Source organism: Gemmobacter aquatilis (assembly GCF_900110025.1).
Classification (GTDB): Bacteria; Pseudomonadota; Alphaproteobacteria; order Rhodobacterales; family Rhodobacteraceae; genus Gemmobacter; species Gemmobacter aquatilis.
The window spans coordinates 573,541-590,551 of sequence record NZ_FOCE01000002.1; the positions used below are offsets into that span (position 1 = coordinate 573,541).

14 protein-coding genes and 1 riboswitch are annotated in these 17,011 nt (G+C 66.3%); of the genes, 6 read left to right on the top strand and 8 right to left on the bottom strand.

Annotated elements, in window-relative coordinates; genetic code table 11:
- Nucleotides 1-77: 77 nt before the first annotated feature.
- Nucleotides 78-1,811, top strand: coding sequence for a serine protease (locus BMX43_RS06550; protein ID WP_091298757.1), 1,734 nt, complete (start codon nucleotides 78-80; stop codon nucleotides 1,809-1,811).
- Between the two features lie 54 nt (nucleotides 1,812-1,865).
- On the opposite strand, the gene BMX43_RS06555 is transcribed toward BMX43_RS06550, so the two are convergent.
- From BMX43_RS06555 to BMX43_RS06570, 4 genes are all read right to left on the bottom strand, one after another.
- Nucleotides 1,866-3,314, bottom strand: coding sequence for a TrkH family potassium uptake protein (locus tag BMX43_RS06555; protein WP_091298760.1), 1,449 nt, complete (start codon nucleotides 3,312-3,314; stop codon nucleotides 1,866-1,868).
- Between the two features lie 60 nt (nucleotides 3,315-3,374).
- Nucleotides 3,375-4,463: a GTP cyclohydrolase FolE2 gene (gene folE2, locus BMX43_RS06560; protein WP_091298763.1), complete on the bottom strand. Its 1,089-nt coding sequence runs from the start codon at nucleotides 4,461-4,463 to the stop codon at nucleotides 3,375-3,377.
- A gap of 311 nt (nucleotides 4,464-4,774) precedes the next feature.
- Nucleotides 4,775-5,959 (bottom strand): O-succinylhomoserine sulfhydrylase, encoded by a 1,185-nt coding sequence (metZ, locus tag BMX43_RS06565; protein WP_091298766.1) that lies wholly within the window; start codon nucleotides 5,957-5,959, stop codon nucleotides 4,775-4,777.
- Nucleotides 5,960-6,005: 46 nt separating this feature from the next.
- Nucleotides 6,006-6,083, bottom strand: a riboswitch (SAM riboswitch).
- Nucleotides 6,084-6,131: 48 nt separating this feature from the next.
- Nucleotides 6,132-6,518: a nuclear transport factor 2 family protein gene (locus BMX43_RS06570; RefSeq protein WP_245749391.1), complete on the bottom strand. Its 387-nt coding sequence runs from the start codon at nucleotides 6,516-6,518 to the stop codon at nucleotides 6,132-6,134.
- A gap of 75 nt (nucleotides 6,519-6,593) precedes the next feature.
- Here BMX43_RS06570 and BMX43_RS06575 point away from each other — a divergent pair, with 75 nt between their 5' ends.
- Entirely contained in the window at nucleotides 6,594-7,292 is a 699-nt protein-coding gene (locus tag BMX43_RS06575; protein ID WP_091298769.1) for a glutathione S-transferase N-terminal domain-containing protein, read from the top strand.
- A gap of 104 nt (nucleotides 7,293-7,396) precedes the next feature.
- Here BMX43_RS06575 and BMX43_RS06580 read toward each other — a convergent pair whose 3' ends face one another.
- The 3 genes from BMX43_RS06580 to ftsY form a co-directional block, all read right to left on the bottom strand.
- Entirely contained in the window at nucleotides 7,397-7,999 is a 603-nt protein-coding gene (locus BMX43_RS06580; protein ID WP_091298772.1) for an inner membrane-spanning protein YciB, read from the bottom strand.
- 5 nt (nucleotides 8,000-8,004) lie between these two features.
- The gene (locus tag BMX43_RS06585) at nucleotides 8,005-8,904 is read right to left on the bottom strand and encodes an EamA family transporter (protein ID WP_091298775.1); all 900 of its coding nucleotides are present in this window, start codon (nucleotides 8,902-8,904) and stop codon (nucleotides 8,005-8,007) included.
- Between the two features lie 73 nt (nucleotides 8,905-8,977).
- A complete protein-coding gene (ftsY, locus tag BMX43_RS06590; protein WP_091298779.1) occupies nucleotides 8,978-9,970 on the bottom strand; it encodes a signal recognition particle-docking protein FtsY in 993 nt (330 codons plus the stop codon).
- A gap of 125 nt (nucleotides 9,971-10,095) precedes the next feature.
- Between ftsY and BMX43_RS06595 the strand changes: the two genes are divergently transcribed.
- Together BMX43_RS06595 and BMX43_RS06600 are read left to right on the top strand one after the other, a co-directional pair.
- Nucleotides 10,096-11,148, top strand: coding sequence for an alkane 1-monooxygenase (locus BMX43_RS06595; RefSeq protein ID WP_245749392.1), 1,053 nt, complete (start codon nucleotides 10,096-10,098; stop codon nucleotides 11,146-11,148).
- Nucleotides 11,149-11,242: 94 nt separating this feature from the next.
- Entirely contained in the window at nucleotides 11,243-11,635 is a 393-nt protein-coding gene (locus tag BMX43_RS06600) for a hypothetical protein (protein WP_091298783.1), read from the top strand.
- Between the two features lie 6 nt (nucleotides 11,636-11,641).
- On the opposite strand, the gene xseA is transcribed toward BMX43_RS06600, so the two are convergent.
- The gene (xseA, locus tag BMX43_RS06605; protein ID WP_091298788.1) at nucleotides 11,642-13,210 is read right to left on the bottom strand and encodes an exodeoxyribonuclease VII large subunit; all 1,569 of its coding nucleotides are present in this window, start codon (nucleotides 13,208-13,210) and stop codon (nucleotides 11,642-11,644) included.
- 352 nt (nucleotides 13,211-13,562) lie between these two features.
- Here xseA and purD point away from each other — a divergent pair, with 352 nt between their 5' ends.
- Together purD and BMX43_RS06615 are read left to right on the top strand one after the other, a co-directional pair.
- Nucleotides 13,563-14,825 carry a phosphoribosylamine--glycine ligase gene (gene purD / locus BMX43_RS06610; RefSeq protein WP_091298791.1) on the top strand — a complete coding sequence of 421 codons (1,263 nt, stop codon included), beginning with the start codon at nucleotides 13,563-13,565 and terminating at the stop codon, nucleotides 14,823-14,825.
- Between the two features lie 117 nt (nucleotides 14,826-14,942).
- The gene (locus BMX43_RS06615) at nucleotides 14,943-17,009 is read left to right on the top strand and encodes a M10 family metallopeptidase C-terminal domain-containing protein (RefSeq protein WP_091298794.1); all 2,067 of its coding nucleotides are present in this window, start codon (nucleotides 14,943-14,945) and stop codon (nucleotides 17,007-17,009) included.
- Nucleotides 17,010-17,011: the final 2 nt, after the last annotated feature.

Below are 17,011 nucleotides of genomic sequence, written 5' to 3' on the forward strand. Positions count from 1 at the left end.
CCCCATCGCCTGTTTGCACTGGCCGCGTGGCCCGTGTAACGCTGCGGGCAATTCGATGTGACAGGACATTAGCAGCAATGAAACACCTGATTTTTCTGCTCGGCCTTGTGATGCTGGCGGCCTTCGGATCGACGGCCCGGGCGCAAGAGCAGTTCTGGCTGCAGATCGAGGCGCAGCCCGGCCTTGCAGCGGCAGAGGATCGCGCGCGCGCCTATGCCGCGCTGTTCCCCGATGTGGCCGGGTTTTCGATGCGCAGCGGCTGGTTCGCCATCGCCCTTGGCCCCTATCTTCAACGCGACGCGGCCGAGGATCAACTGGGCAAGCTGAAACGCGAAGGCCTGATCCCCCGCGACAGCTTCATCGCCGAAGCGGCCACACTGGGCGCGCCATTCTTTCCGCAGGGCCTGACTCTGACACCGCCCGCCGCCGTGCCGGAGGTGGTGGCCGAACCCGCCCCGCCCGTTATCCCACCCGTCATCCCGATGGAGGAAACCCCGGAAGAAGCCCGCGCCGCAGAGGCTGCGCTGAGCCCCGAAGCGCGACAAGAATTACAGACCGCCCTGCAATGGTTCGGCTTCTATGCCGCCCGCATCGACGGCGCTTTTGGCCCCGGCACCCGCAAGAGCATGGCCGCCTGGCAAGAAGCCAACGGGCTGGAGCCGACAGGCATCCTGACCACCGCCCAACGCGACAGCCTGCTGGCCGCCTATGAGACGGCGCAAGCCGCCCTTGGCCTGCAACTGCTGACCGAGGAAGAGGCCGGGATCGAGATCACTCTGCCGACCGCGCTGGTGGAGTTCGACCATTACGAGCCGCCCTTCGTGCATTACCGCGCCAAAGGTGGTTCGGGGGTGAAGGTGATCCTAATCTCGCAACCCGGCGATCAGTCCACGCTGTACGGCCTCTATGACGTGCTGCAAACGCTGGAAGACGTGCCGCTGGACGGCCCGCGCAGCCGCTCCGAACGCAGCTTCACCATCGACGGGCGCAGCCCGATGGTGGCCAGCCACAGCTATGTCGAACTGTCGAAAGGGCTGGTGAAGGGCTATATGCTGGTCTGGGATCCGCGCGCCGAGGATGGTATGGATCGCGTGCTGGCGGCGATGCAGGCCAGCTTCCGCTCGGTCGGGGACAAGGCGCTGGACCCCGGTCTGGTGCCGATGGCCGAAGACAGCCGCCGCGGCCTGCTGTCGGGTCTGGAAGTGCGGCGGCCGGAATTTTCGCGCAGCGGCTTTTACGTCGATGCCGGGGGCGCCGTGCTGACCACGCGCGAGGCGGTGGAAGGCTGCAACCGTGTGACGCTGGATCTGCGGGTCGAGGCGGATGTGGTGTTTTCGGATGCGGCCACGGGGCTGGCGCTGCTGAAGCCACGCAGCCAGTTGTCGCCGCCCGCAGTTGCCGCATTGCTCAGCGGACAGCCACGCATCGGGCAAGAGGTGGCCGTGTCGGGCTACAGCTATGGCGACACCTTGCCCGCACCAACGCTGACCTATGGCGCGCTGGCCGATGTGAAGGGGCTGGATGGCGAAGCCGCGCTGGCGCGGCTGGAGATGGAGGTTCTGCCGGGCGATGCGGGTGGGCCGGTGCTGGATGGATCGGGCGCGGTGATCGGGATGCTGCTGCCGCGCGATGACAGCGCGCCACGCAAACTGCCCGCCTCGGTCAGCCATGCACTGCAAGCCGCAGCCCTTGCCCCCCGCCTTGCTGCTGCCGGCATCACGCCCCGCGCGGCAGAAAGCAAAGGCGCCTTGGCCCCTGAGGATCTGAGCCGCCTTGCCACCGGCATGACCGTGCTGGTTTCCTGCTGGTAAGTCCTGCCAAGGCGTAACGGCAAGGGCCGCCCCTCACCGGGCGGCCCTTTGCGTTCAGCCCCGCCAGAAGCGCGGCATCACCACCACGAAAATCGCCAGCAACGACAACCGCCCCAGCAACATGGTGACGATCATGATCCACTTCGCCGCCGTCGGGAAATCAATATAGGTGCCGGTCTCGGCCACCATCGGCCCGATCCCGTAACCGATATTCCCCAGAGACGACCAGATCGAGAAGATCGCCGATTGCAGATCGGCGCCGGTCAGCGTCAGACCCACGCTGAGCACCCCGATCAACAGGATGTAGCTGGTCACGAACATGGTAACCCCGTTGAGCGTTTCGGCATCCACCGAGCGTCCGGCATAGCGCACCGGCTCCACCCGGTGCGGCTCGGCGATCAGGCGCATCTGGGCACGCACCGCGCTCATCGCCACCTGCGTGCGGAATACCGTCAGCCCGCCGGAGGATGACCCCGAACAGCCACCAATCACCCCGACGACAAAGGCCACGACCAGCGCAAAGCCCCCCCAGCCGCCGAAACTGCCGGAAAAGAACCCCGTCCCGGTCATGATCGACACGATGTTGAACAGTGTCTCGCGGAATACCGGCTCGGGGCTGTCACCGCTGGTCAGCACGCGCCACGCCGTCACCGCCAGCGTCGCCGCTGCCATCCACACGACGTAAGAGCGCACCTGAGGGTCGCGCCACAAGGCGCCGCTGCGCCCGGTCACCATCTGCACATAGCGGATATAGGGCATGGCCGAAATCGCCATGAAGAAGGCCCCGGCATATTCCCCAGCCCCAGAATAGACGGAGAACGAACTGTCCTGCGGCGAAAACCCGCCAGTGGCGACCGTGGCAAAGGCATTGACCACCGCATCCAGCGCATTCATTCCGATCGCCTTGTAGACCAGCAGGCAAGCCACGGTCAGCCCGGCATAGACCCCCACCAGCGACAGCGCGATGTCACTGGCGCGCGGCAGGATTTTGCCGAAGGTGTCAAACCCCTCGGTCTTGAAGAACTGCATCCCCCCCACCCGCATCACCGGCAGGAAGATCATCGCGATGAAGGCGATCCCCAGCCCGCCCAGCCAGTTGAGCATCCCGCGCCACAGGTTCATGCCCGCCGGCAGGTCGGTCAGCCCGACAATCACCGTCGATCCGGTGGTGGTGATGCCCGACACTGCCTCGAAATAGGCATCGGTGAAAGACAGGTGCGGCGCCCCTAGCATGAGCGGCAGTGCCCCCGCCAGCGGGGTCAGCACCCAGATCCCGAAGGTCAGCAGAAAGGCCGAACGGATGTCAAAGGCGCGGCGCAGCGCGCCTTGCGTGGCCAGCGTTACACAGCCCCCCACCCCGGCTGTGATGATCGCCGCCTGCACCATGGCACTGGCATTGCCATTGTCCATCGCCCAGTCCAGTGCGGCGGGAATCAGCATCAGGCTGCCCAGAAGCAGCAACAACCGGCCAAGGATATTGGCGACAGGGGCAAGGTCGATCATGGTGGCGGAGCCTTGTCCGCCACCGGGGGTGAAGTCAAGCCACCGCTTGCAGGCTGCAAATCAGCCGATATGGAACAGCGTACCAAACAGGCGGGGGTCAAGGCTTGCCTGCGCAAAGGTCGGCCCCGAGGTCAGCAGGCTGACCGCATCATGGCTGTGCAGGCTTTCCTGATGGCTGGCCACCACCCGGAAATCGCCCACGCGGGGATCGGCCTGCAACTGCGCACAGAACAGCCGCGCCGCATCTTCGACAAAGATCGGGTTGGCGGCGTTCAACTCGGCAAAGGCCTGCTCGTCCTCGCGCTTTACCATGACCTGCGTTTCGGTCGGGACAGCGGCGCGGCACAATGCGATCAGATCCTCGAACCACAGGCAACGCCCCGGCTGCAGCACCACCGAAATCCGCGCGACGGAGCGCTGCGAATGCGGCGTGGCCAATTGCCCGCGCGTGCGGCGCGCATGTTCCGAAAGCTCCAGCGAACAGGGGCAGGTGCTGGAATAGACATAATCCAGATGCATGATCTTCAGACGCTCGCCCGCCCGATCCACCAGTTCCAGCGCGATGTCGTAATACTGCCAGCCCGACAGGCCGGACCGCAGCGAGGGCACCTTCACCGGAAAGGAAAACCGCATCTGGATGCGCGCATCGAAGCTTTCCAGATCGCGCTTGTAATCCTCCAGCGCGTGCTCGATCACATCAAAGCTGAAGTCCCGCTCGGCATGGGCATAAAACGACCGCATGATGCGGCTCATGTTGATGCCCTTCTTCTCGGCCTCAAGGCTCACCGTGCCCGTGACCGAGGTTTCCAGCAGCACCTCGCCCGCATCGCGGGTGCGATAACGGATCGGCAGACGGAAGTTGGAAATGCCGACATGCTGGATCTGGGTCTTGGCGCCCCGGATCAGGCTGGCAGGGCCGTTCTGCAGATCGGGCAGCGTGTCCTTGTAGGCGGCATCCACCCGGAACTCTGCCGGATAGTCGCGCACCAGATCGGGATAGCCATCCCCCAGCAAGGCCCTGGCGGACGGGTCTACCTCGGCGATCTCGCGATCCGTGGCTTTTCCGGCCCATTGCCGCAACAGGCGCAAAGCGGCTTCGGCCTCCTCGCGGCTGGGTTTCCGGTCGATCTCCGGCGTGTGGATATTCATCGCGCGCGCTCCCCGTGCAGATGCCATGGTCGCAGAGTCATCATATGGGGATTCTGTCCCCCGATCCAACCCTTGCCGATGTTCTACGCATCAAAGCCGACATCGGATCACCAAATTGCGGTGGCCAGACCAGCCCCATGCCGAAATCGCCCCGCCTCTGGCACGCGCCGGGGGGCTCTGCCCCGGACCCCCGGGATATTTTCAGACAGAAAATGAACAGAGCCGCACCGCCCGCATTTTCTGTCCGGAAATATCCTCGGGGGGTGAATTGGCCGCAGGCCAAGAGGGGGGCAGACAGCCCCCCTGCCTCGTTACACCTGATCCAGCGCGCGCTTCAGATCGGCGATCAGATCGCCCGCATCCTCCAGCCCGACCGACAGCCGGATCAACCCCGGCGTGATCCCGAGCGCGTCCTTCTGCGGCTGCGGCAGGCGCTGGTGGGTCGTGGTGGCCGGGTGGGTCGCAATGGATTTTGCGTCCCCCAGATTGTTGGAAATCTTGATGATTTCCAACGCGTTCATGAAGCGGAATGCCGCCTCCTTGCCCGCCGTGATGTCGAAGGCGATCATCGTGCCGCCCGAGCCCATCTGTGCCATGGCCAGATCATGCTGCGGATGGCTGGCCAGCCCCGGATAGATCACCCGGCCCAGCCGGGCATCGCCCTCCAGCGCCAGCGCAATCCTGGCGGCGCTGTCGGCCATAGCGCGGCAGCGCAGGTCCAGCGTCGCCATGCCATTCAGCATGATCCAGCTGGTGAACGGGCTCATCGAGCCGCCGGTGTGTTTCATGTAGGGCTCGGCCACCTTGCGCACGAACTCGGTCGTGCCGCAGATCACCCCGCCAAGGGCGCGCCCCTGCCCGTCGATATGTTTGGTGGTGGAATAGACGACGACATCCGCCCCCTGCTCCACCGCGCGGCTGAAGATCGGCGTGGCAAACACATTGTCCACGATCACCAGCGCCCCGGCCGCATGGGCAATCTCGGCCACGCCGCGAATATCCACCAGCTCCAGCGTCGGGTTCGACATGCTTTCGAAGAACGCGGCCTTGGTGACGCCCGGGCGCATCGCGGCGCGCCACTGGTCCAGATCGGCACCATCGACGAAGGTCACCTCGACCCCGAAGCGGCCCAGAACATCTTCAAGGATATACAGGCACGACCCGAACAGCGCCCGGCTCGACACCACATGATCGCCCGCCCGCAGCAGCGACACCAGCGCGCCATTGACGGCAGCCATCCCCGAGGCGGTGGCAAACGCATCCTCGGTGCCTTCCAGCGCCGCGATGCGTTCTTCGAACATCCGGGTGGTCGGGTTGCCGTAGCGGGCATAGATGAACTCGTCGCCCTCGATCTTGAGGAACCGCGCCTCGGCCGCCTCGGCGGTCGGGTAGACGAAGCCCTGCGTCAGAAAGATCGCCTCGGCCATCTCGCCATATTGGCTGCGGCGGCTGCCCTCATGCACCAAAGTCGTGCGCGTCTTCCAGTCCTTGCTCATGGCTGCCCTCCGGCAATAGAAAAAACCCCGAAGACCAAAGGCTCCGGGGCTCGCGTCCCTCACCCTTTTAGCGGAATGTTTAACGTGGCCCGCAATCCGGTCACAAAGCGCCACGGGTGGCGGCATACGCCTGCGGCGGCGCGAGGTCAACCGGGCGCGTGGCGCAGGCCGGTCAGACCGGGATGAAAGGCGCATCGCAGGGGGTATCCTGCGAGAAGATGTTGATCCAACCCGCCCCCGCGCGCTGCCAGATCGAACTGACCCACATCTGTTCCGCCGCCCCGCCTTTGGGCCGGGTATAGCGCGCGTGATAGGCCAGCAGCGCCACATCCGGCGCCAGATCCAGAACCCGCGCCTGCGTCAGGGTAAAAGTGGCCACGGTCGGCCCCTGCGCCAACTGCCCCGCATGATCGTCGCGCCCCGCAAAGCCATCCGGGTAAAGCCCGGTGAATTCGTCCGCCAGCAGCGCCGCATCCGCTGCTGGATCTCCCGCCACCAGCGCCTGCCAGACACGGGTTTCATGGGCCAGCAGATCTGCAAGCAGCCCGGTTTCGCACATCAACCCATCTCCCATCAGCGTGACTTGCACCTGCCCCGCAGATCCGCATCATGGCACGGCAAACAGGAGACCGCCATGACCGCCCCGATCGCGCTGCATTACTGGCCCACGCCCAATGGCCACAAGATCACCATCGCGCTGGAAGAACTGGGCCTGCCTTACGAGGTGACGCTCGTCAACATCGGCGCAGGCGACCAGTTCAAGCCCGATTTCCTGAAGATCGCGCCAAACAACCGGATGCCCGCCATTGTCGATCCCGATGGGCCGGACGGCGCGCCGATCTCGATCTTCGAATCCGGCGCGATCCTGCAATACCTCGCCCGCAAGACCGGCAAGCTTTACGGCAAGACCGAGCGGGAGCGGGTGGCAACCGACCAATGGCTGATGTGGCAGATGGGCGGCGTCGGCCCCATGGCCGGGCAGGCGCATCACTTCCTGAAATATGCCCCGGCGATGGACCCGCCGCAGGTGCTGCCCTATGCGCAGGACCGCTACCGCAAAGAGGTGGGCCGCCTCTATGGCGTGCTGGACCGCCAGCTTGCCGAGAAGGAATTTGTCACCGGCGCCGCGCTGACCATCGCCGATATCGCCATCTGGCCCTGGGCCATGGGGTGGGAAGGGCAGCAGCAGACGCTGGACGACAAGCCGCATCTGGCGCGCTGGCTGAACGCCTTGGGCGAACGCCCCGCCTTCCAGCGCGGCCGTGCTGTCGCCGCAGAAGCCCGCGCCCCGGTCATGGACAAGCAGGCGATGGAAACGCTGTTCAAACGCTAAGCAGCCCTTTGGGCCAAGCTAAAGACAGGGCGCGCGCCTTGCCCCTTCATCCTGGCCCAAATACTCATCTTGCCCCCCCCCGCCATCCGGCGCAGGCGCCGGGATCAGGGCTTTTCCTTCTCCACCGCATGGGCCTGCAACAGCTTGTTCTGGCTGATGAAGAACGCGAACAGGGCCGCAGGCAGGCCAAAGGTCTTGAACGTCACCCAGTTGTCGGTGGACATCAGGCGCCAGATCGCCTCGTTTGCAATCGCCAGGCCCAGAAAAAACACCGTGATGCGCTTGGTCAGGATCATCCAGCCTTCGGGCTGCATCGGCAGCGCCTCGCCCAGCAGATCCTGCAAGTAGCTTTCACCGCGCATCAAGCCAAAGCCCAGAGCGGCTGCGAACAGCAGATAGATCATCGTGGGCTTCATCTTGAAGAACCGCTCGTCCTGCAGCCAGACCGACAGCCCGCCGAAGATCACCACCAGAATGACGGTGACCACCTGCATCTTCGACAGCTTGCCGGTCAGCGCCCAGATCAACCCGGTGCAGATCACCATCAACGGGATGAAGGCGGCGGTGACCACCAGAAAGCCGGAATACTCTGCCCCGCCGATCAGGAAAGTGTGATCCTTCAGCCGGATATAGCCTATGAAGAAGGCTAGGATCGGCCCATATTCCAGCGCCGCCTTCACCCAGCCGTTCACCTTGCGCTCTGCCATGTCCGTCACCCCAGAATTTCCACCATGACCGCGCCTGCCGCGATCACCGTCATCAGCGCGATCTGCGCGCGCCCCACCTTCTCGCCCAGAACCAGCCAGCCGATCAAGGCGGCAAACACGGTCGAGGTTTCGCGCAGCACCGCCGCCTCACCCACCTTGTCCAGCCGCGTGGCCAGCATCACCGCGCCAAAGCTGAAATAGGCGACGAATGCGCCCAGCACACCCCGCCTCACCAAAGGTGTGATCTCATCCCGGCTCAGCGCCCACAGGCGCCGCCAGCTCAGCGCGGGCATCAGCAGCCCGTCAATCAGAAAGAACCACGCCAGAAAGGTGAACGGGTCAGCGGTGGCGCGGATGCCGTAAGCATCATAGGTCGTATAGGCCGCCACACACAGGCCGGTCAGTGCCGCAAAAAACAGCGCGGGCACCATCGTATCCCGCTGATCGCGGACATGGGCGAGGTTCCAGCCCGCCAGCCCGAGGATGCCAGCCGACAGCAGCGCCACCCCGGCCCATTGGCCAAGCGTGAAATGTTCGGCAAAGACCAGCGTGGCAAAGCCCACCGTCACCAGCGGCCCGGTGCCGCGCACCACCGGGTAGACCACGGTATAGGCGCCGCGCGCATAGGTCATCGCCTGAAACAGCTTGTAGACGGCATGGATCGCGAAAGCCCCCGCGAAGATCGGCCACATATGCGGCTCGGGCCAGGGCACGACGAACAGCGCAAAGGGGGCGGCGATGATGGCGTAAGAGGCATCAATCGCCGCGCGCGACAGCCAGGGATCATGGCGCCCCTTCTGCAACGCCCCGAACAGCGCGTGCAGCACCGCCGCCAGCAGGGCCAGCGCGAGGGCAAGATCATGCCCTTGCGGGCTGCCTTCAAGGCTGCGGAGCCAGTCGCTCATCTCGGGGTGTCAGCCGTGCCGGGGGGCTTTGGGCGCAGACGAAGGGAAGCGGTGCAGGGCATTCACGGCAGGATCAATCGCCAAGCCCGACCAGCGCGCGGGCAAAGTCTTCGGGATCGAAGGGGGCCAGATCGTCGATCTGTTCGCCAAGGCCGATGGCGTGGATCGGCAAGCCGAACTTGTCGGCAAGGCTGACCAGCACGCCGCCCTTGGCGGTGCCGTCCAGCTTGGTCATGATCAGGCCCGACACATCGGCCAGCTTGCGGAACGTCTCCACCTGATTCACGGCGTTCTGCCCGGTGGTGGCATCCAGCACCAGCAGCGTGTTGTGCGGCGCGGTTTCGTCCTTCTTGCGGATCACGCGAACGATCTTGGCCAGTTCTTCCATCAGGTCGGCACGGTTCTGCAACCGGCCCGCCGTGTCGATCAGCAACAGATCGGCGCCGGTTTCCTGCGCGCGGGTCATCGCGTCAAACGCAAGGCTCGCCGGGTCCGATCCTTCGGGCGCCGTCAGCACCGGCACACCGGCGCGCTGCCCCCAGACCTGCAATTGTTCCACCGCCGCCGCGCGGAACGTGTCGCCCGCCGCGATCACCACCTGCTTGCCCGCCGCGCGGAACTGCGAGGCCAGCTTGCCGATGGTCGTGGTCTTGCCAGAGCCGTTGACCCCCACCACCAGCACCACCTGCGGGCGTTTGGGGTAAAGCGGCATCGGGCGCGCGACCGGCGCCATGATCCGTGCAACCTCATCCGCCAGCGCGCGTTTCAGCTCGGTGGTGCTGATGCGGCGGCCCATCCGCCCCTCGGCAATATTGGCCGCCACGCGCAGCGCGGTATCCACGCCCATATCCGCCTGGATCAGCAGCTCTTCCAGGTTTTCGAGCATGGCATCATCCATCACCCGGCGCGGCTCGTCCGCCTCGCGCCCGATGATGCGGCCCAACAGGCCGGGCTTTGCCACCTCGGCCCCGGCGGCGGGGGCCTCTTCGATCAGCGCATCAAGGCTTGCGCCGATCTTGTCAGAGGACCGGAACATCCGGTCTTTCAGTTTCTTGAAGAAGGACATGGCCGCACCCCGGCTGGGACTATCCTTTCCCACCTAGTCGTTTCAGGCGCCGGATGGAAGGGCCGTAAGGACGCTGCGGCGCAATGGCGGCTGGCCCGGCGCGGGAGAACTGATAGGATGCGCCCATGACCCGTGCCCAGCCCTTGCCGCCGATGATCCTGTTCAGCCTCGCCGCGCTGTCGCCTTTGGCGCTGCTGCTTTGGGGCATCTGGATGGGCGGGCTCTGGGTGCTGCCGGGGCTCTTGTATATGGGGCTGCTGACCGCGCTGCTGGATCACCTGATCCCGCTGGTCGCTCCCGACGCGCCGGAAGGAGCCGAGTTTCCCGCCGCCGATGCGCTGCTGGTGGCGCTGGGGGTCGCGCATCTGGTGGCCTTCCCGCTGGCGGTCTGGGCGATTGCGGGCGACAGCGGCCAGTCGCTGGCGGCGCGGGTGGTGGTGTTTCTGGGCTTTGGCCAGTTCTTCGGTCAGGTGTCGAACCCCGCCGCGCATGAGCTGATCCATCGCGGCAGCCGGGGCCTGTTCCGGCTGGGCATGGCCGTCTATGTCACCCTGCTGAACGGCCACCACACCTCGGCGCATCGGCTGGTGCATCACCGCCATGTCGCCACCCCCGATGATCCGAACAGCGCGCGCGGGGATGAAAGCTTTTATGCCTTCCTGCCCCGCGCCTATTTCGGCAGTTTCCGCGCCGGGCTGCGCGCCGAAAATGCCCGGCGCGCGGTGCAGCCGGGGGGGCTGCACCCCTATGCGCTCTATATCGGCGGCGCACTGCTTTGCCTCGGCCTCGGCGCGCTGATCGCCGGGCTGCCGGGGCTACTGGTCTGGCTGGCGCTGGCGGCCTATGCCACCGCGCAACTGATGCTGTCGGATTATGTGCAGCATTACGGGCTCAGCCGCGCCCGCCTGCCCGATGGCCGGCTGGAGCCGGTGGGCGACCGGCACAGCTGGAACGCGCCGCACTGGTTCTCGTCAGGCGTGATGCTCAATGCCCCGCGCCATTCCGATCACCACGCCCATCCCGCGCGCCCCTACCCGGCGCTGCGCCTGCCGTCCCCCGACGAGGCGCCGTGGCTGCCCTATTCCCTGCCGCTCTGCGCGATGATCGCGCTGTTTCCACGCCGCTGGCGGCGGTTGATGCAGCCCCGGCTGGCCGCCTGGAACAACCGCACACCCTGAACCCCATACCTGGCCAAGCCCCGCTCACGGACCTGCGACTGGCCCTTTGCCGCCCCCTGTGCCACCCTTCCCCCGTCGCCACCGGAGCCCACACATGCGCCTTGCCCTCGCCGCCCTGCTGCTGATCCCCCTGCCCGCGCTCGCCGGTGATCCGCTGACTGCCGCCGAGTTCGAGGCCTATGCGCAGGGCAAGACCCTGACCTATGCGATGGGCGGGCAGGTGTTCGGCACCGAACAATACCTGCCCAACCGCCGCGTCCGCTGGGCCTTTACGCAGGATGTCTGCAAAGAGGGCTGGTGGTATGAAGAGGCCGGGCTGATCTGCTTTGCCTATGACGGCGAAAACGATCCGCAATGCTGGAAATTCTGGCAGGACGGCGCCCGCCTGAAAGCCCAGTTCGAGGGCGACCCGGAAGGCACCGAACTGACCGAGGTTGAACAGACCACCAAACCGCTCAGCTGCCCCGGGCCGGATGTCGGGGTCTGAGACGGCTTAGAACAGGCTGCCCTGATCCGGCCCGCCCGCCTTGCGACCGCGCGCCGGTTTTGCGGGCCCACCACCCACCACCAGCCGCCCGTCGCTGAACTCGATCTCCAGCACCGCGGCGCGTTCGGCGTCGGCCTTGCCCGTCACCACCGCGCCATCGCCGCGCACCACGGCATAGCCGCGTTTCAGTGTTTCGCGGTAGCCCAGCGTCAGGCGCATCCGGTCGGTCGCCTCCAGCCGTTCGGCCAGTTGCGCCAGCCGCCGCCCCGGGGCGGCATCAAGCCGCTGGCCCAGCAGATCTAGCCGCCCGCGCCCCACCGCAATGTCGCCCGACGCCCGCGCCAGCAGCCGCGCCAAGGCCGGGGCCAGGCGCGAGGCCCAGTTGTCCTGCGCCGCGACCGCGCGTTCCTGCCTCCGCGCCAGCGCCGCCAGCAGCCGCGCGCCCTGTGCCTCCAGCCGATCGCCGCGCCGCGCGATCAGGCCCCGCAGCGCCTCGGGGCGCAGACCAGCCCCCCGCGCCTCAAACGCCGCGCGTTTGCGCGCCACCGCCATGCCCAGCGCCCCGCCCAGCCGCTGCACCGCCGTATCAAACCGCTGCGCCGCCGTGCCGGTCAGCGTTTCCGGTCGGGGCAGCGCCCGCGACAGATCGCGCAGCCGCTGGCCCCGCAGGCCAAGCCCGCGCACCGTGGCCGTGCCGATCCGCGCGCCCAGCCCATCCACCGCCGCCAGCAGTTCCAGCCGCACCGGAACCGCCATTTCCGCTGCCGCCGTCGGCGTGGGCGCCCGCCGGTCCGATGCGAAGTCGATCAGCGTGGTATCCGTCTCGTGCCCCACCGCCGAAATCAGCGGGATCGCACTGGCCGCCGCCGCCCGCACCACGATTTCCTCGTTGAAGCCCCACAGGTCTTCCAGCGAGCCGCCGCCCCGCGCCACGATGATCAGATCGGGGCGCGGAATCGCCCCGCCCTCGGGCAGCGCGTTGAAACCACGGATCGCCGCTGCCACCTCGGGCGCGCAGGCCTGCCCCTGCACCGCCACCGGCCAGATCAGCACCCGGCGCGGAAAGCGGTCGCGCAGCCGGTGCAGGATGTCGCGGATCACCGCCCCCGAAGGCGAGGTGACAACCCCGATCACCCCCGGCAGAAACGGGATCGGCTTCTTGCGCGCCGGATCGAACAGCCCTTCGGCCTGCAAGGCCGCGCGGCGCTTTTCCAGCATCGCCATCAGCGCGCCTGCCCCGGCAGGCGCCACATCCTCGACGATCAACTGATATTTCGACTGACCGGGGAAGGTGGTCATCCGGCCAGTCGCCACGACCTCCATCCCCTCTTCGGGGCGGGTCTGCATCTTGGCCACCTGCCCTTTCCAGCTGATCGCCGCAATCACGCTGCGATCATCCTTCAGGTCGAAATACAGATGCCCCGAGGCCGGACGGCTGACCCGCCCTACCTCGCCCCGCACCCGTACCAGACCAAACTCCCCCTCGATCACCCGCTTCACCGCGCCGGAAAGCTCCGACACGGTATATTCGGGCTGGTTGCCGGGTTGGGCGGGGGGGTCTTCGAACAGGTCCATGACGGCTTTCTAAAGCAGGCCATCAAGGCTGCGCAACCACCGCCTTCGCCGTCCGGGCGGATACCATTCTGCCCTGACCGGCACGACCCGAACGGCGTACCGACGGGCTGTAATCCGGTTCACACCCACAAGGCGGCGCCTTGGTGCGCCAAAACCCAGGTGCACATACATGATCCACTCAAAGATACGAAGGACAAGAGCAGCCAAAAGAACAACCACGCGGTACCTCACCTGATTCTGCTTCACCTTGCACCGGCGCAGGTTAACAAGGGGTTTTCACCATCCCGCGCTTGCAACAGACCTGCCCCGCCCCTATGACGCCCCCAACCATCAGGCCAAGCGGGGTGCGCGCATGAATATCCTCATTCTCGGCAGCGGCGGGCGCGAACATGCGCTGGCATGGGCCGTGCAGCAGAACCCGAAATGCGACCGGCTGATCGTGGCGCCGGGCAATGCGGGCATCGCGCAACTGGCCGAATGTGCCAGCCTCGACATTCTCGACGGCGCGGCGGTCGTCACCTTCTGCGAAGAAAACGCCATTGACTTCGTGATCGTCGGCCCCGAAGCGCCCTTGGCCGCGGGCGTGGCCGATGCCACCCGCGCCGCGGGTATCCTGACCTTCGGCCCCAGCGCCGAGGCGGCCCGGCTGGAAGCCTCCAAAGCCTTCACCAAGGAAATCTGCGACGCCTGCGCCGCGCCCACCGCCGCCTATGCCCGCTTTACCGAGGCCGCGCCTGCCAAGGACTACATCCGCGCGCAGGGCGCCCCCATCGTGGTCAAGGCCGATGGTCTGGCCGCCGGCAAGGGCGTGATCGTGGCGATGACCGAGGCCGAGGCGCTGGACGCCATCGACGACATGTTCGGCGGCGAGTTTGGCGCGGCAGGCGCCGAGGTGGTGATCGAGGAATTCATGCAGGGCGAGGAGGCCAGCTTCTTCATCCTGACCGATGGGGTCAGCGCCCTGCCCATCGGCACGGCACAGGATCACAAGCGGGTGGGCGACGGCGACACCGGCCCCAATACCGGCGGCATGGGCGCCTATTCCCCCGCACCGGTGCTGACCGATGCCCTCGCGCAGCAGGCGATGGATGAAATCGTGCTGCCCACCATCCGCGAAATGTCGCGCCGCGGCACGCCTTATCAGGGCGTCCTCTATGCCGGGCTGATGATCGAGAACGGGCGCTCGCGGCTTGTCGAATACAACTGCCGCTTTGGCGACCCGGAATGTCAGGTGCTGATGATGCGGCTGGGCGCGCAGGCGCTGGACCTGCTGCAGGCCTGCGCCGAAGGGCGGCTGGGCGAAATGCGCGCCAACTGGGCCGATGACCATGCGGTGACGGTGGTCATGGCCGCGCGCGGCTATCCCGGCGCCTATGTGAAGGGGACCGAGATCAAGGGCCTCGACGCCCTGCCCGAAGACAGCCGCAACATGGTGTTCCATGCCGGAACGGCGGCGAAGGACGGCGCGATCCTCGCCACCGGCGGGCGGGTGCTGAACGTTACCGCGCGCGGCGACAGTCTGGCCGAGGCGCAGGCCCGCGCCTATGCCATGGTCGATGCGATCGACTGGCCCGAAGGGTTCTGCCGCCGCGACATCGGCTGGCGCGCGCTGTAAGCGCCCCCTGATCGCCCGTCGCGCAACACCATGCTTGCGCGACGGTGGTTTCCCCCGCACAGTTCGGCCATTCCCGCTTTCCGCCCAGCCAATTCCAGCCAGGACCGGAGCCGCAGCATGGCCAACGAACTGATTTCCGGGGCAAGCAGCTCCACCTACACCGTTCAGATCGACGATGTGGTCTATATGGACCCGACTGCCTCGATCACCATCCTTGCAACCACCGGCTCGGCCATTCAGGCTGCCAGCAGCGGCGATGGCGGCGTGTCGCTGTTTCTGGATGGCCGGATTGTCGGGCTGAATGATGCCAACCTGATCAACCTGATCGGCACCAGCAGCGCGAACAGCGTGCAGACCGGGGCAGACTCGCTGCTCCGCACGCGCGGCACGGCGATCTTTTCGGCCAGCATCGGCACGGTGGTCCGCCTGCATGGCGATATTCAGGCCGAAAGCGCGGTGCGCAGCACGGGCAAAGGGCTGACCCTGTTCAATACCGGCACAATCACCACCACCGACAACAGTATCGAGTTGAGCGGGTCGTCTGCACATATCGTGAATGCGGGCCGGATTGAATCGGGCAGGAACGGGATGGATCTGAGCCTCGGCTCCTGCATCATCGAAAACTCCGGCAGCCTGAGCGCAAACACGATCGGGATTGATGCCCATGGCGCCTTCAACACGATCACCAACACCGGCACGATCACCGCGCGCGATGCGATCCGCATCACCGATGACGCCCCGACCACGCTCTCCAGCAACGAGATCTTCAACAGCGGCACCCTGATCGGGCGCCTGAATGCGATCTCGGTCAGCGGTGGCCAGATCCGGGTCAACAATACCGGCCTTGCCGCCACCACGACCCCCAGCACCACTGCCCCCGAGGCGGCGATCACGCTCAACGGCACCAATGTGCAGGTCGATAATTCCGGCACCGTACAGGCGGCGGCGGGCGGCATCAGCGCCACCGGCAGCATCGTGGCCCGGATCGGCAACAGCGGCACGGTGATGGCCGAGACCGGGCTGAAAGCCGTGTCCACCTCGGGCGCCATCCTGCGCAATTCCGGCACGGTCGAGGCGGTGTTCACCGCATTGGTCGCCGAAGGGCCGGACCTGCATGTGGTCAATCGCGGCACGGCTTCGGGGCTGACCGGGCTGTCGGCGCTTGGCACGGCGGATATCCTGAACACCGGGCACATGCTGGGCACCGAAAAGGGTGTCTCGGTCTTCGGCTCGGGCGTATTGCGCAACAGCGGCACGATCATCGGCGGCACCGAATTCGGCGTATTGCTCAACACCGCATCCTTCCGGATCGAGAATGGTGGCGAGATTTCCGGCGAGGTCGGGGTGCAGGCCGGGTTCGGACTGACAGGCGCCACCGGCGCGCTGGTGCTGCGCAACAGCGGCAGCATCGCGGGCGACACGGCCGGGCTCTTGCTGAGCGACGTGACGCTGGCGCTGTGGAACGAGGGCACGATCACCGGCGGCGGGGTGGCGGGCATCGTCACCGATGCCACCACGCGCATCGTCAACTACGGCATGATCGGGGCGGCGGCTGGTGCGTCAGCGGTGGCCGAGGGGATCCTCACCGGCACGGGCGCCGACATCCTGCGCAATTTCGGCACGGTTTCCGGTCGGGTCCAGATGGGCGATGGCTCTGATACCGTCGTCAACCGTGGGTTCATCGAGGGTGAGCTGAGGCTTGGTGGCGGAGCTGACCGCTACGATGGGCGCAAGGGTCGGATCGAAGGGGGCATCAGCGGCGAGGCGGGCAATGATGTGCTGATCGGAGGCGCCGATGACGAGGTTTTTGGCGGCGGCGCTGACAGCGACAGCATCATTGGCGGCGAGGGCGATGACCGTATCTTCGGGGGCTCGGGTCGCGATACCTTGACGGGCGGCACTGGCGCCGATGATTTCGTGCTGAGCGCTGCCAGCGAAAGCCTGACGGCGACACCGGATTTCATTACCGATTTCGTGGCGGGCACCGATGATTTCGATCTGCGCGCACTTGGCGCGGGCGGCAGCTTCATCGGGTCCGGCGCTTTCACATCGCTGGCGCGGCAGGTGCGCTATGTGCAGGCAACCGGGCGGCTGGAAGGCGATGTGAACGGCGACGGTCTGGCCGATTGGGCCATGCTGATCACCAACCGCCCCGTGCTGACCGCGGCGGATTTCCTGTTCTGATC

What these genes read in the sequence shown, in the direction of transcription:
- BMX43_RS06550 (WP_091298757.1), top strand. Translation starts at nt 78, where the DNA reads ATGAAACACCTGATTTTTCTGCTCGGCCTTGTGATGCTGGCGGCCTTC.
- BMX43_RS06555 (WP_091298760.1), bottom strand. Translation starts at nt 3,314, where the DNA reads ATGATCGACCTTGCCCCTGTCGCCAATATCCTTGGCCGGTTGTTGCTG.
- folE2 (WP_091298763.1), bottom strand. Translation starts at nt 4,463, where the DNA reads ATGAATATCCACACGCCGGAGATCGACCGGAAACCCAGCCGCGAGGAG.
- metZ (WP_091298766.1), bottom strand. Translation starts at nt 5,959, where the DNA reads ATGAGCAAGGACTGGAAGACGCGCACGACTTTGGTGCATGAGGGCAGC.
- BMX43_RS06570 (WP_245749391.1), bottom strand. Translation starts at nt 6,518, where the DNA reads ATGTGCGAAACCGGGCTGCTTGCAGATCTGCTGGCCCATGAAACCCGT.
- BMX43_RS06575 (WP_091298769.1), top strand. Translation starts at nt 6,594, where the DNA reads ATGACCGCCCCGATCGCGCTGCATTACTGGCCCACGCCCAATGGCCAC.
- BMX43_RS06580 (WP_091298772.1), bottom strand. Translation starts at nt 7,999, where the DNA reads ATGGCAGAGCGCAAGGTGAACGGCTGGGTGAAGGCGGCGCTGGAATAT.
- BMX43_RS06585 (WP_091298775.1), bottom strand. Translation starts at nt 8,904, where the DNA reads ATGAGCGACTGGCTCCGCAGCCTTGAAGGCAGCCCGCAAGGGCATGAT.
- ftsY (WP_091298779.1), bottom strand. Translation starts at nt 9,970, where the DNA reads ATGTCCTTCTTCAAGAAACTGAAAGACCGGATGTTCCGGTCCTCTGAC.
- BMX43_RS06595 (WP_245749392.1), top strand. Translation starts at nt 10,096, where the DNA reads ATGACCCGTGCCCAGCCCTTGCCGCCGATGATCCTGTTCAGCCTCGCC.
- BMX43_RS06600 (WP_091298783.1), top strand. Translation starts at nt 11,243, where the DNA reads ATGCGCCTTGCCCTCGCCGCCCTGCTGCTGATCCCCCTGCCCGCGCTC.
- xseA (WP_091298788.1), bottom strand. Translation starts at nt 13,210, where the DNA reads ATGGACCTGTTCGAAGACCCCCCCGCCCAACCCGGCAACCAGCCCGAA.
- purD (WP_091298791.1), top strand. Translation starts at nt 13,563, where the DNA reads ATGAATATCCTCATTCTCGGCAGCGGCGGGCGCGAACATGCGCTGGCA.
- BMX43_RS06615 (WP_091298794.1), top strand. Translation starts at nt 14,943, where the DNA reads ATGGCCAACGAACTGATTTCCGGGGCAAGCAGCTCCACCTACACCGTT.